Annotated in this window: 12 protein-coding genes and 1 tRNA gene; 3 read left to right on the top strand and 10 right to left on the bottom strand. The window is 43.9% G+C overall.

What is annotated here, in order from left to right; genetic code table 11:
- Positions 1-23: 23 nt before the first annotated feature.
- The 10 genes from rpoB to deoC form a co-directional block, all read right to left on the bottom strand.
- Positions 24-4,049, bottom strand: a complete 4,026-nt coding sequence (rpoB, locus tag QSH61_RS01515) for a DNA-directed RNA polymerase subunit beta (protein WP_102055954.1) — start codon at positions 4,047-4,049, stop codon at positions 24-26.
- A gap of 350 nt (positions 4,050-4,399) precedes the next feature.
- Entirely contained in the window at positions 4,400-4,762 is a 363-nt protein-coding gene (rplL, locus tag QSH61_RS01510) for a 50S ribosomal protein L7/L12 (RefSeq protein ID WP_010562297.1), read from the bottom strand.
- A 71-nt stretch (positions 4,763-4,833) separates the two neighbouring features.
- The gene (gene rplJ, locus QSH61_RS01505) at positions 4,834-5,328 is read right to left on the bottom strand and encodes a 50S ribosomal protein L10 (protein WP_010376227.1); all 495 of its coding nucleotides are present in this window, start codon (positions 5,326-5,328) and stop codon (positions 4,834-4,836) included.
- Positions 5,329-5,665: 337 nt separating this feature from the next.
- Positions 5,666-6,370, bottom strand: a complete 705-nt coding sequence (gene rplA, locus QSH61_RS01500; protein ID WP_010376228.1) for a 50S ribosomal protein L1 — start codon at positions 6,368-6,370, stop codon at positions 5,666-5,668.
- Between the two features lie 6 nt (positions 6,371-6,376).
- Complete coding sequence (gene rplK / locus QSH61_RS01495; protein ID WP_010376229.1) at positions 6,377-6,805, bottom strand: 50S ribosomal protein L11; 429 nt, start codon at positions 6,803-6,805, stop codon at positions 6,377-6,379.
- Between the two features lie 167 nt (positions 6,806-6,972).
- Positions 6,973-7,530 (bottom strand): transcription termination/antitermination protein NusG, encoded by a 558-nt coding sequence (gene nusG, locus QSH61_RS01490; RefSeq protein ID WP_010376230.1) that lies wholly within the window; start codon positions 7,528-7,530, stop codon positions 6,973-6,975.
- 4 nt (positions 7,531-7,534) lie between these two features.
- Positions 7,535-7,912, bottom strand: coding sequence for a preprotein translocase subunit SecE (gene secE, locus QSH61_RS01485; RefSeq protein ID WP_010376231.1), 378 nt, complete (start codon positions 7,910-7,912; stop codon positions 7,535-7,537).
- A gap of 133 nt (positions 7,913-8,045) precedes the next feature.
- Positions 8,046-8,122 (bottom strand) — tRNA-Trp (locus QSH61_RS01480).
- Positions 8,123-8,218: 96 nt separating this feature from the next.
- A complete protein-coding gene (locus QSH61_RS01475) occupies positions 8,219-8,719 on the bottom strand; it encodes a hypothetical protein (RefSeq protein WP_174170875.1) in 501 nt (166 codons plus the stop codon).
- A complete protein-coding gene (gene deoC / locus QSH61_RS01470) occupies positions 8,703-9,452 on the bottom strand; it encodes a deoxyribose-phosphate aldolase (protein WP_206471692.1) in 750 nt (249 codons plus the stop codon). The genes QSH61_RS01475 and deoC overlap by 17 nt, the downstream gene beginning before the upstream one ends.
- Before the next feature lie 349 nt (positions 9,453-9,801).
- Between deoC and cysG the strand changes: the two genes are divergently transcribed.
- From cysG to cysN, 3 genes are read left to right on the top strand one after another with little or no spacing between them, the layout of a single operon-like run.
- Positions 9,802-11,223, top strand: coding sequence for a siroheme synthase CysG (cysG, locus tag QSH61_RS01465; RefSeq protein WP_206471691.1), 1,422 nt, complete (start codon positions 9,802-9,804; stop codon positions 11,221-11,223).
- 42 nt (positions 11,224-11,265) lie between these two features.
- Entirely contained in the window at positions 11,266-12,165 is a 900-nt protein-coding gene (gene cysD, locus QSH61_RS01460) for a sulfate adenylyltransferase subunit CysD (protein WP_010376235.1), read from the top strand.
- Positions 12,165-13,580: a sulfate adenylyltransferase subunit CysN gene (gene cysN / locus QSH61_RS01455; RefSeq protein ID WP_206471690.1), complete on the top strand. Its 1,416-nt coding sequence runs from the start codon at positions 12,165-12,167 to the stop codon at positions 13,578-13,580. The genes cysD and cysN overlap by 1 nt, the downstream gene beginning before the upstream one ends.
- The last annotated feature ends 24 nt before the right edge of the window (positions 13,581-13,604 follow it).

The raw sequence follows: 13,604 nt of genomic DNA, 5'->3' as shown, positions 1-13,604 counted from the left end.
CGCAGCGCACTGCGGCGGTCGGATTAAATTTCTTCCAACTCGATGTTGATACCTAGCGAGCGGATTTCTTTCAACAGTACGTTGAACGACTCAGGCATACCCGGTTCCATCTTGTGGTTACCGTCTACGATGTTCTTATACATCTTAGTACGACCGTTAACGTCATCCGACTTCACTGTCAACATTTCTTGTAGTGTGTAGGCAGCACCGTATGCTTCTAGTGCCCATACCTCCATCTCACCGAAACGCTGACCACCGAACTGTGCCTTACCACCCAGCGGCTGCTGAGTAACTAGGCTGTAAGAACCTGTTGAACGCGCGTGCATCTTGTCATCAACAAGGTGGTTCAGTTTCAGCATGTACATGTAGCCTACTGTTACTTGACGCTCAAATGCATCACCAGTACGACCATCATATAACGTTACCTGACCACTTCTTGGATAACCACCAAGCTCTAGCATGTCTTTGATTTCAGCTTCACGTGCACCATCAAATGCTGGTGTTGCGATTGGAAGACCACCTTTAAGGTTATCTGCCAAGCGACGGATTTCATCATCAGAGAAGTTAGCAATATCTACTTTCTGACGGCAGTCACCGATTTCGTAAGCTTTCTTGATGAATTCGCGTAGCTCGTGAATTTCGCGTTGCTCTTTCATCATTTCTTCAAGACGTTCGCCGATACCACGAGCAGCTAGACCCATGTGAGTTTCTAGGATCTGACCGATGTTCATACGAGATGGTACACCCAGCGGGTTAAGTACGATATCTACAGTACGACCTTTATCATCGTAAGGCATGTCTTCAACAGGAACGATAGTTGAGATTACACCCTTGTTACCGTGACGACCCGCCATCTTATCACCAGGTTGGATACGACGTTTAACAGCTAGGTATACTTTAACAATCTTAAGTACGCCAGGCGCTAGGTCATCACCTTGAGTGATCTTACGACGCTTGTTCTCGAAACGCTTATCGTAGTCAGCTTTAAGCTCGTCATACTGTGCAGCTAGTTGCTCAAGCTCTGCTTGGTGCTCTTCATCAGCAAGACTTTGCGTTAGTAGCTTCTCAGTGTTAAAGCCAGCAAGCTGCTCTTCACTCATACCTGATTTAATCAGTAGGTTACGAGCGTGAGTCAGGATACCGCCTTCAAGGATTCTGAACTCTTCGTTGAAGTCTTTCTTCGCTTCGCGAAGCTGCATATCTTCAACTTCTAGTGCACGTTTGTCTTTTTCAACACCGTCACGCGTAAACACTTGTACGTCGATAACCGTACCAGATACAGAGTTTGGTACACGTAGTGAGCTGTCTTTAACGTCAGACGCTTTTTCACCGAAGATAGCGCGTAGTAGCTTTTCTTCAGGTGTTAGCTGCGTTTCACCTTTAGGCGTTACTTTACCTACAAGGATGTCGCCGCCTTTCACTTCAGCACCGATATATACAACGCCTGATTCGTCAAGCTTACCTAGTGCAGATTCACCTACGTTTGGAATATCCGCAGTGATTTCTTCTGGACCAAGCTTAGTATCACGAGCAATACACTGAAGCTCTTGAATGTGGATAGTCGTTAGACGATCTTCTTTTACAACATTCTCTGAAAGTAGGATTGAATCCTCGAAGTTGTAACCATTCCAAGGCATGAATGCTACACGTAGGTTCTGACCAAGTGCTAAGTCACCTAGGTCTGTTGAAGGACCATCAGCAAGCACGTCACCACGTACCACCGGCTCACCAACCATACAAGTTGGTTTCTGGTTGATACAAGTGTTTTGGTTTGAACGTGTGTACTTAGTTAAGTTATAGATGTCGATGCCCGCTTCACCTTGGATGCGCTCATCTTCATTAACGTTAACAACAATACGGCTTGCATCAGCATACTTAACGATACCGCCACGCTTAGCAACGATTGTTACACCAGAGTCTTTCGCTAGTGTACGCTCAATACCAGTACCAACTAGCGGCTTATCAGCACGTAGTGTAGGTACAGCTTGACGTTGCATGTTCGATCCCATCAATGCGCGGTTCGCGTCATCGTGTTCTAGGAATGGGATAAGCGCTGCAGCCACAGAGATTACCTGCTGTGGAGATACGTCCATATACTGGATGCTGTCGCTTGGCATAAAAGTTGATTCACCTTTAAAACGACATGGAATCAATTCTTCAGCAAATTGGTTGTCATCGGTTAGCGTTGTATTCGCCTGTGCGATAACGAACTGACCTTCTTCAATTGCTGATAGGTAATCAACATCGTCAGTAACGATACCGTCTACTACTTTGCGGTATGGAGTCTCTAAGAAACCATAGTCGTTTGTACGCGCGTAAGTAGATAGCGAGTTGATTAGACCGATGTTTGGACCTTCAGGCGTTTCGATAGGACAAACACGACCGTAGTGCGTTACGTGTACGTCACGTACTTCGAAGCCAGCACGCTCACGAGTTAGACCACCCGGACCTAATGCAGAAATACGACGCTTGTGCGTTACTTCTGAAAGCGGGTTGTTCTGGTCCATAAACTGTGAAAGCTGTGAAGAACCAAAGAATTCTTTTACTGCTGCAGAGATTGGCTTAGCGTTGATCAAATCCTGTGGCATAACGTTATCTAGGTCACCAAGACTTAGACGCTCACGTACCGCACGCTCAACACGTACAAGACCTACACGGAATTGGTTTTCAGCCATTTCACCTACAGAACGGATACGACGGTTACCTAAGTGGTCGATGTCATCAACATCGCCTTTACCGTTACGGATGTCGATCAATACCTTCATCACGCTCACGATATCTTCTTTAGATAGCGTACCGTCACCTTCGTCTGAATCATAACCAACACGGCTATTGAACTTCATACGACCAACAGTTGAAAGGTCGTAGCGCTCTTCAGAGAAGAATAGGTTATCAAATAACGCTTCTGCAGCTTCTTTTGTTGGTGGCTCACCAGGGCGCATCATGCGATAGATTTCTACCAATGCTTCTAGGCGATTGTTAGTAGAATCAACACGTAATGTCTCTGACATGTACGCACCGCTGTCTACTTCGTTGATGTAAAGCGTATCGATCTTTGAGTGACCCGCTTTCACCAATTCAGCCATAAGCTCTAGTGATAGTTCAGAGTTCGCTTCTGCAATCACTTCGCCTGTTGATTCGTCGATATAGTTTTTAGCAACAACACGACCGATGATGTACTCATGCGGTACTTCAAGAGTGTCGATGCCTTGCTTTTCGATGCTCTTAATGTGGCGTGCAGTAATACGACGGCCTTTTTCAACCAATACGTCACCGTTTGCATCTTTAATATCAAATGCAGCGGTTTCACCACGTAGGCGTGAAGGCACAAGTTCCATCAACACTTTGCCATCTTTTACTTCGAAACTTGTCGTTTCAAAAAATAGTGCCAAGATTTCGTCTGAAGTGAACTCTAGCGCACGTAAGATGATAGATGCTGGTAGTTTACGGCGACGGTCAATACGAACGTAAAGGTTATCTTTAACGTCGAATTCAAAGTCAAGCCATGAACCACGGTAAGGGATCACACGTGCGTTATATAACACTTTACCAGATGAGTGTGATTTACCACGGTCGTTATCAAAGAATACACCAGGTGAACGGTGTAGCTGAGAAACGATAACACGCTCAGTACCATTGATTACAAAAGTACCGGTGTCTGTCATGAGCGGGATTTCGCCCATGTAAACTTCTTGCTCTTTTATGTCTTTGACTGTGCCAGGTGCATCTTTGTCCATTAGCACAAGACGTAGTTTAACGCGAAGTGGAGCAGAATATGTCACACCGCGAATTTGACATTCTTTAACGTCAAATACTGGCTCGCCAATACGATAACTGACGTATTGAAGTTCAGAATTGCCCGAGTAGCTCTTGATAGGGAATACAGAACGGAAAGCAGCTTCCAATCCAGTATCACCATCGGCATCAGGCGCAATGAACTTATCGAACGATTCCAACTGCATTTGCAGTAGGAAAGGTATGTCCAAAACCTGTGGACGTTTACCAAAATCCTTACGGATACGTTTCTTTTCAGAATAAGAGTAAGCCATGGGGTTCCTCAGCTTGCTGATCTTTGACCCAACCTGTCCAAAATTGAACAGACTTCACTGGCATCTAAGCCATGATAACAACATCTAAATTGTCACACTAACTTGCTTAACTAACGGCTTATATGAGCACAATTCAGGCTATATTCAAATCGTTAATGTCATCAAATCAGTGTTACTTCAAATGCCATTGCGATTTTCAACAAAAACTTCTAAGTTATTGAAAATTACAGTGAAATTCGAAGATTTATGCACGATAGAAATGCATATCTCTATAGCGCAAAAGGGCCGGTGATTAAATAATCACCAGCCCTTGCCTGATTTCTCAGGCAGCGAACCTAGCGGGAGCTAGATTACTTGATCTCAACTTCAGCACCAGCTTCTTCAAGATCTTTCTTAAGCGCTTCAGCTTCTTCCTTAGATACACCTTCTTTGATAGGTGCAGGAGCAGACTCAACTAGCGCTTTAGCTTCTTTAAGGCCTAGACCTGTTGCGCCACGTACCGCTTTGATTGCAGCAACTTTGTTACCGCCAGCAGCAGCTAGGATTACGTCGAACTCAGTCTTTTCTTCAGCAGCTTCAGCAGGACCAGCAGCAACAACAGCAGCAGCTGCAGTTACACCGAACTTCTCTTCCATAGCTTCAACTAGTTCAACAACTTCCATTACTGACATTTCAGCAATAGCGTCAAGGATTTGGTCTTTAGATACAGACATTTCAAATTTCCTAATTATTTACGAACCCATGCGGTTCAAAAAATTTATTAAAGAAAGGAGCGTTGCTTAAATTAAGCAGCTTGCTCAGCTTTCTGTACACGTACCGCTTCAATTGTTTTACACAATTTGCCAGCAGACGCTTCTTTCATAGCGCTCATTAAGCGTGCAACAGCTTCGTCGTAAGTAGGTAGCTTAGCAAGCATATCTACGTCAACGATTTTGCCTTCGAATGCAGCAGTTTTAAGCTCAAATGCTTCGTTCTTTTTCGCGAAATCTGCAAAGATACGCGCAGCAGCACCAGGGTGCTCTGAAGAGAAAGCGATTAGGCTTGGACCAACTAGTGATTCATTTAGGCATTCGTAATCAGTGCCTTCAACCGCACGTCTAGCTAGGGTGTTACGAACAACTTTCATCCATACACCAGCTTCACGAGCTTCTTTACGAAGAGCAGTGATTGCACCTACTGTTACACCACGAGAATCAGCAACAACTGCTGAAAGAGCACCTTTGGCAGCTTCGTTGACTTCAGCAACAATTGCTTTTTTGTCTTGAAGATTTAAAGCCATGGGTGTTACTCCTGGTTTATAGAAAAACAAACATGTTTTTCAGTTCTACTCTACCCTGCTAAAAACTTTAGCAGAGATGCTTTTTACGGCGAGAGCCAGAAGATTAGGAAAATCTAGCTGGGATTCACACCGTCTACGTAGGACGATTAAGGCCGAAGCCACCTACGGTCTTGGACGGAAGCGCAATTTATCGATTCATTGTAGACCATGATGGAAACAATTTTCGAAATTATGCGCTTCAACCCGAATTCTTTGCTTTGTAAAGAAGTACACTTCTCTACAAAATGGCGCAAAATTATAGTCTAATTTTTACGCCATGTAAACGCTAAACTCTAAATTATACTACTTGAGTATTTAGAGTAGCTTGGTCTAAAGCAACACCAGCACCCATCGTAGTAGAGATGCTTACTTTCTTCACGAAAGTACCTTTTGCAGTAGAAGGCTTAGCCTTCTTAAGCGCGATGATTAGCGCTTCAAGGTTTTCTTGAAGTTGGTTAGCGTCAAAGTCTACTTTACCGATAGTAGTGTGGATGATACCGTTCTTATCGTTACGGTAACGAACCTGACCAGCTTTAGCGTTCTTAACAGCTTCTGCAACGTTAGGCGTTACAGTACCTGTCTTAGGGTTAGGCATAAGACCACGTGGACCTAGGATTTGACCTAGCTGACCAACAACGCGCATTGCATCTGGAGAAGCAACAACAACGTCAAAGTTCATTTCGCCTTTCTTAACTTGCTCTGCAAGGTCTTCCATACCTACTAAATCAGCACCAGCTTCTTTAGCAGCTTCAGCATTTGCACCTTGAGTGAATACCGCTACGCGTACATCACGACCAGTACCGTGAGGTAGTACAGTTGCACCACGTACGTTTTGGTCAGATTTACGAGCATCGATACCTAAGTTTACAGCAACGTCAACACTTTCAACGAACTTAGCAGTAGCAAGTTCTTTTAGAAGAGCAACAGCTTCGTTGATTTCGTACTCTTTAGTCGCATCCACTTTCTCGCGGATAGTACGCATACGCTTAGTTAATTTAGCCATTCTCAATTACTCCTCTACGTTCAAGCCCATTGCACGTGCAGAACCTGCAATCGTGCGTACAGCTGCGTCCATATCAGCAGCAGTAAGATCTGGACGTTTCGTCTCAACGATCTCTTCAAGTTGAGCACGAGTAACTGTACCAACTTTTTCAGTGTTAGGACGACCAGAACCAGACTTGATACCAGCAGCCTTCTTAAGAAGGTATGCCGCAGGTGGAGTCTTCATTTCAAAAGTGAAAGAACGGTCACTGTAAACAGAAATAACAACAGGAACAGGTGCGCCTTTTTCGATAGACTCTGTACGTGCGTTGAACGCTTTACAGAATTCCATGATGTTTACACCGTGTTGACCTAGTGCAGGACCTACTGGAGGACTAGGGTTAGCCATACCAGCAGCAACTTGTAGCTTGATTAGAGCTTCAACTTTCTTAGCCATGATAATACCTCAATTGTGGGTCTTTGCCTCGTGCGCGCGAGGACGCGTACTCAAACGGCTTCCCAGTTAAAAAATTCAGTCTTTTTGCCGCATATTTTTGCGTACAACAAAAAGGCCGCTGATTATAGATTAATCAGCGGCCTTTGACAACTTTTTCAAGTTAGAATTTATTTGTCTTTCTCAACCTGACCAAATTCTAGGTCTACAGGTGTTGAACGACCGAAAATAAGTACCGAAACTTTCAGGCGACTCTTTTCGTAATCCACTTCTTCAACCACACCGTTGAAGTCAGCAAATGGACCATCTGTAACACGAACCACTTCACCCGGCTCAAATAAAGTAGCAGGTTTCGGTGCTTCAGCATTTTCTTGTAGACGGTTAAGAATACGATCCGCTTCTTTTTGACTGATTGGTGCAGGACGGTCTGACGTACCACCAACAAAGCCCATTACACGCGGTGTACTATTCACCAAGTGCCAAGAAGCATCGTCCATTACCATTTGAACTAATACATAGCCAGGGAAGAATTTACGCTCAGATTTACGTTTCTGACCTGCACGCATTTCAACCACTTCTTCAGTCGGCACAAGGATCTCACCGAATAGGTCTTCTAACCCTTCGATTTTAATATGCTCGATAATGGTTTGTGCTACGCGTTTTTCAAAACCCGAAAACGCTTGGATCACGTACCAACGTAATTTCTTTTCTTTGTTCTCATCCGACATGGGATCAGATCTCCAATCCAGTTAAAAAGCCTACTGCACGGAAAAGTATACCATCTAATCCCCATAGGATTAATGCCATAATCACCGTTGCAATGATCACGATGAAAGTAGTGTGAGTCGCTTCCTGACGCGTTGGCCAGATAACTTTACGTACTTCAATACGTGATTCTTTAGCAAAAGCGATAAAGGTACGGCCTTTTTCAGTCGTTACCAAAATGCCCAAAGCCGCAGCAATAGCTGCAACTACGCCAACAGCGCGTACTAAAACAGATAAATCGGCATATAGATAATTACCAACTACAGCACCAGTTAGAAGTGCAATAGCAGCTAGCCACTTTACCGTGTCCATCGAGCTTGACGAGTTTTCAACATTAGTGCTCATAATCAATTTTACCTTAAATACAGACACAACAACCCTGCATAGAACAGGGTAAATCCATTCAATCCAAATTTACAAATAAGCGACTTAAGTGGTTTTGGGTCACGTTATTTTAAATGTGGACTTGTTGCTGAATTGGCAGGGGCGGCAGGACTCGAACCCGCAACCATCGGTTTTGGAGACCGCTGTTCTACCAATTGGAACTACGCCCCTGCAAAGTGGATGCCCATTATACTGACGAAGCAAACGAAAACAAGTGTAAAAGATATGCAAAGTAACATTTAATCTAAACTTGGTTTTACGACGTCTTCAGAAAAGACGCAATAAATCTCCGTGATAAAAATCACAAAGCACCCAAACTTGCTCAAATGGATGACAATCAGGGATCTCCCAAGTGGCTTTTAAGCGCTTAAAATCGTCAAGATGATAGATGGGGCTAGCATTTCGAATTAACAACCAAACACGTTGTGAATCATAGTATTTTTTGGCTTTTTGATTGAGCAGCCGCTGTAAGCCGATACTCAGTTGTTCGGAGTCAGCGGCTTGACTCATTGCTGCCAGCTCTCTTTGCGTGGAGAGAGACAACTGACGCCCAAGCACAGCCATAGCTTCTTTCTCACTTGCATAAAAATGGGCTATTTCTATATCAAGCTGTATTTTTCCTTGATAACAACTGACGTCCGGCTTATTGGGCTCATTGTGCCAAATATGGCGCATATGCACTGCAAACTGCTTTTCATAACTGCGTAAAAACAGTTTAGCAGCGTCATGCTCAAGTTTTATTTTTTCTGCTTCACTCGCTCTGTCCATTCACAACCACTGCTACATCACTCAATAAGCTTGAAGCACCGAATCTAAAATTCTTGGCATTGAGCCACTCGGCCCCCATAATTTCTTCAGCCAATCGTAAATATCGCTGTGCTTCAACTACTGACTTTACTCCACCGGCCGCTTTAAATCCAACCGATTTACCGCTGCTTTTGATTGTCTTAAGGATAACTTCAGCCGCTTCAGGTGTAGCATTGACAGCAACCTTTCCTGTACTTGTTTTAACAAAGTCCGCGCCCGCCATAATGGCAAGCTGCGCGGCTTCCGCAATGAGCTTTGGTTTAGCCAATACGCCACTTTCGATGATGACCTTGAGCTTTGCTTTACCTTGACAAGCAAGCTTGCTTGAATGCACATATTGCCAAGGTGTATCTGGGTCACCCGCCATCAGCTGCTGATAAGGAAGCACAAGATCAATTTCGTCGGCACCATCTGCGATTGCTGAATGAGTTTGTGCAACGACCTGCTGGAGCTTTTGTTCTCCAGATGGGAAGTTGGTCACCGTTGCCACTTTTATCTGCAGCCACTCACGCTTTTCCAACTCTTCTTTTACTAACATCACAAACTGCGGATACACACAAATCGCCGCTGGTAGTCCGATATCAGGGTTAATGCTATTCAATAATGCGAGAATACTTGCCGGCGTATCGTCCTCTTTCAAAGAGGTTAAATCCATTAAACTCAGCGACAACCGAGCATCAGATTGTAAAGTCATTACCGTGTTCCTTTTCATTCTATGTAATAAGCCTAGTTAAATGCATACAACAGGACCAACAATAGGACAAATGTCCGCATACAATTAGCTGTCGGACGCGGTTTTTACTATTGTTCATTAAATGAATATCTCATAACCAAACACTATAATCGTCAAATCACAGCAAAAACTTAAGTTAACCTAATGAAACAAAAAGAAAATTACATTTAACCACTTTCTTTATAACTTTTGGTTATATGGAGTCGGTTTAAATTATTTTTTCCCACATTTGCAACTCTATATGCTGCGCTCTATTACTGATATCAATCAATATTGATATCAACCGTCGTGATGTTTAGCAGAGGTTATCGTGCAATACTTGCCAATTTTTACCAAACTAGAAAATAAACCTGTATTGATTGTAGGTGGTGGTGAGGTTGCGCTGAGGAAGTGTCGCGCCTTTTTGAAAGCCAATGCAGCAGTCACTTTGGTTTCACCTGAGTTTTGCACTGAGCTTTTATCACTAGCAGCGGATGCAAGCGTTGCACTTCGACATAAGCCATTTGATGCATCAGACCTAGATAATGCCATGTTAGTCGTTGCGGCAACGGATATTGAAGCCGTAAATGCAGAGGTGGCAGAGCTTGCTGAAGCGCGAAACCTTTTCGTTAACGTAGTCGACGACCAACCAAAGTGTAATTTTATTTTTCCGTCAATCGTGGATAGAAACCCTATAACGATTGCCATATCCAGTGCTGGAACTGCGCCCGTCCTTGCAAGACGATTACGAGAGAAGTTAGAAACCCTTATTCCACAGCATATAGGTCCGCTGGCAACGCTTGTCGGTCAATTCAGACATAAAGTGAAAGCGCGCTTTAAACACTTTGCTGACCGCCGTCAGTTTTGGGAATCTGTCTTTGATTCAAATGTGGTAAGTGAAGTACAAGCTGGTAACAATGAAAATGCACAAATTCAACTTGAAGCCATGCTAGAAAGCACTCCCTCCCCTGAAGGCGAGGTTTATGTCGTCGGTGCGGGTCCTGGCGACCCTGAGCTACTGACGCTTAAGGCATTACAACTAATGCAACAAGCCGATGTGGTAGTGTATGATTATCTGGTATCTGACGAAATCATGGATCTTGTACGTCGTGACGCTGATTTAATCTGCGTGGGCAAAAAAGCCGGTAATCATAGTGTTAAACAAGAACACACCAACGAGATTTTGGTTGATTTAGCCAAACAAGGTAAAAAGGTTTGTAGGATAAAAGGCGGCGACCCATTTATTTACGGTCGCGGTGGCGAAGAAGTGCAGGTGTTGGCAGAAAATAACGTTAAATATCAAATTGTTCCGGGCATTACTGCTGCAGCAGGATGTAGCGCATACGCTGGTATTCCATTAACTCATAGAGATCATGCTCAAGCTATTCAATTTGTGACTGGGCATTGCAAGCAAGATGGACAAGAACTCGACTGGGAAGGCTTAGCTAAGGCGAATCAAACGCTTGCTGTATACATGGGAGTGATTAAATCGCCACACATTCACGCGCAATTACTCGCTCATGGCCGCTCGCCGAATACACCTGTAGCAATTGTTGAGAATGGCACGCGTAAATCTCAGCGTGTAGTAAGAACACAATTAGATCAACTTGCACAGACTATTACTGCGCATGATATTCAGTCGCCAGCACTATTGATTATTGGTGAAGTAGCAGCATTACATGAGCAATTAGCTTGGTTTAATAAGAACAATCAAATCAGTAGCTTTGCTCAACCCATTACGCAAGTCGCGTAATAACCGTAACAGATAGTTAAATTTATAAGTAGGACATTAATCATGGCTTTAACCCATCTCCAGCAACTCGAAGCTGAGAGCATAAAGATCATCCGAGAGGTTGCCGCAGAGTTTGAAAACCCGGTAATGCTGTACTCGATTGGTAAAGACTCGTCGGTACTGCTTCATCTTGCTCGTAAGGCTTTCTACCCTGCGAAGATCCCTTTTCCTCTACTCCACGTTGATACCAATTGGAAATTTAGAGAAATGATCGAGTTTCGCGATAGATTAGCAAAAGAGTATGGATTTGAACTGCTTGTGCACAAAAACCCAGAAGGGCTAGAGATGAACATAAGTCCATTTGTTCATGGTTCATCTAAGCATACCGATATCATGAAAACACAAGGCCTTAAGCAAGCGCTAGATCAATATGGTTTTGATGCGGCTTTTGGTGGTGCGCGCCGTGATGAAGAAAAATCTCGCGCAAAAGAAAGAGTTTACTCATTTAGAGATAAACACCATCGCTGGGATCCTAAAAACCAACGTCCGGAGTTATGGAATACGTATAACGGTCAAGTGAACCCTGGCGAAAGCATTCGTGTTTTCCCATTATCAAACTGGACAGAGCTCGATATTTGGCAATATATCTACCAAGAAGGTATTGAGATAGTGCCACTTTACCTCTCGAAGCCAAGACCGGTTGTCGAGCGTAACGGGACGTTAATTATGGTCGATGACGACCGCATGCCACTTGCTGAAGGTGAAGTGCCAGAAATGAAATCAGTACGCTTCAGAACGCTTGGCTGTTACCCACTAACGGGTGCAGTTGAATCAGAAGCCGATACACTCACTGGAATTATCGAAGAAATGTTGTTATCTACGTCGTCAGAACGTGAAGGACGAGTGATTGATCATGATTCATCAGGATCAATGGAGAAGAAAAAGCGCGAGGGGTATTTCTAATGTCAACAGCAAATGAAGTGAAAGAATTAGGCATTGAAACCTACTTAGCGCGTCAGCAAGACAAGAGCTTGTTGCGTATGATGACCTGCGGCAGCGTAGATGACGGTAAATCAACGCTGATCGGCCGTCTCCTGCACGATAGCCATCAAATCTATGAAGACCAATTAGCTGCACTACACAAAGACAATGAAAAAGTCGGCAATGCGGGTGAAGATCTAGATTTAGCGTTACTCGTTGATGGCTTACAAGCGGAGCGTGAGCAAGGTATTACCATTGATGTGGCTTACCGCTATTTCTCGACAGCGAAGCGTAAATTTATTATTGCCGATACGCCGGGACACGAGCAATACACACGTAATATGGTTACGGGTGCTTCGACCAGTGATTTGGCCATTATTCTTGTCGATGCCCGTTATGGTGTCCAAGTTCAGACTAAACGCCATAGCTTTATTTGTGATTCACTGGGTATCAAACAGTTCGTTGTCGCGATAAACAAGATGGATATTGTTGATTTTGATGAGGCCGTATTTGAGCGCATAAAGGCCGACTATTTGAAATTTGCTGAACAACTGAACGTACGAGATATTCGCTTTGTGCCAATGTCAGCACTTAAAGGCGACAATGTTGTAAATCGCTCAGAAAAAACGCCTTATTATCAAGACAAACCATTGCTGGAACTGCTGGAAGACTCTCCTGCGGCAGAGCCTAATCATGGTTTTGAAGCGCGCTTCCCGGTGCAATATGTTGTGCGTCCTAATCTAGACTTTCGTGGTTTCCAAGGCACATTAACCTCTGGTAGCTTAAGCGTTGGCCAAGCGGTTAAAGTATTGCCATCAGGTAAGACTTCAACCATTAAAGAACTCGTGACTTTTGATGGCAATCTAACTCAAGTGGAAACCGGACAAGCATTCACTATCACATTAGCAGACGAAGTCGATGTGAGTCGTGGTGATGTGATTGTGCCTGCTGAGTCCACTGCTCAGGTGACGAATCAGATCACTGCTAAGCTGGTATGGATGCACGAAACACCACTACAATTGGGTAAAAGTTATAACCTTAAATTGGGTAGCAAGAAAACCGCGGCAATCGTGAAAAATATCGAGCACACTATCGATGTGAATACACTTGAGCACGGCCAAGCCGATTCATTGTCATTAAATGAAATTGCTATCGTAACCATCGAGCTGACAGAAAATGTCGTTGCGGATGAGTATTTAAATAATCGTGAAACCGGCTCGTTTATCTTAATTGATCGCCTATCTAACCTAACCATAGGTGCAGGTATGGTGGAAACGCTTCAAGCCGCAACAGCAACGTCCTCAAGTCAGTTTAGTGAATTTGAGATTGAGTTTAATGCATTAATTCGCAAGCACTTCCCTCATTGGCAAGCGCTTGATATTTCGAAGCTAAAATAATGCAATTTAGCCTGTTAGACGAGG

The sequence above is a fragment of the Pseudoalteromonas sp. JC3 genome, assembly GCF_030291895.1.
GTDB lineage: Bacteria > Pseudomonadota > Gammaproteobacteria > Enterobacterales > Alteromonadaceae > Pseudoalteromonas.
Note: the sequence above shows the minus strand (reverse complement) of the source record. Positions and strands in the feature narration are given on the sequence as shown.

Excerpts from the sequence above, each read along its gene's own strand:
- nusG (WP_010376230.1), bottom strand. The coding sequence starts at position 7,530 with ATGTCGGATGAGAACAAAGAAAAGAAATTACGTTGGTACGTGATCCAA.
- rplL (WP_010562297.1), bottom strand. The coding sequence starts at position 4,762 with ATGTCTGTATCTAAAGACCAAATCCTTGACGCTATTGCTGAAATGTCA.
- rplA (WP_010376228.1), bottom strand. The coding sequence starts at position 6,370 with ATGGCTAAATTAACTAAGCGTATGCGTACTATCCGCGAGAAAGTGGAT.
- cysD (WP_010376235.1), top strand. The coding sequence starts at position 11,266 with ATGGCTTTAACCCATCTCCAGCAACTCGAAGCTGAGAGCATAAAGATC.
- QSH61_RS01475 (WP_174170875.1), bottom strand. The coding sequence starts at position 8,719 with ATGGACAGAGCGAGTGAAGCAGAAAAAATAAAACTTGAGCATGACGCT.
- rplK (WP_010376229.1), bottom strand. The coding sequence starts at position 6,805 with ATGGCTAAGAAAGTTGAAGCTCTAATCAAGCTACAAGTTGCTGCTGGT.
- rpoB (WP_102055954.1), bottom strand. The coding sequence starts at position 4,049 with ATGGCTTACTCTTATTCTGAAAAGAAACGTATCCGTAAGGATTTTGGT.
- secE (WP_010376231.1), bottom strand. The coding sequence starts at position 7,912 with ATGAGCACTAATGTTGAAAACTCGTCAAGCTCGATGGACACGGTAAAG.
- cysN (WP_206471690.1), top strand. The coding sequence starts at position 12,165 with ATGTCAACAGCAAATGAAGTGAAAGAATTAGGCATTGAAACCTACTTA.
- deoC (WP_206471692.1), bottom strand. The coding sequence starts at position 9,452 with ATGACTTTACAATCTGATGCTCGGTTGTCGCTGAGTTTAATGGATTTA.
- rplJ (WP_010376227.1), bottom strand. The coding sequence starts at position 5,328 with ATGGCTTTAAATCTTCAAGACAAAAAAGCAATTGTTGCTGAAGTCAAC.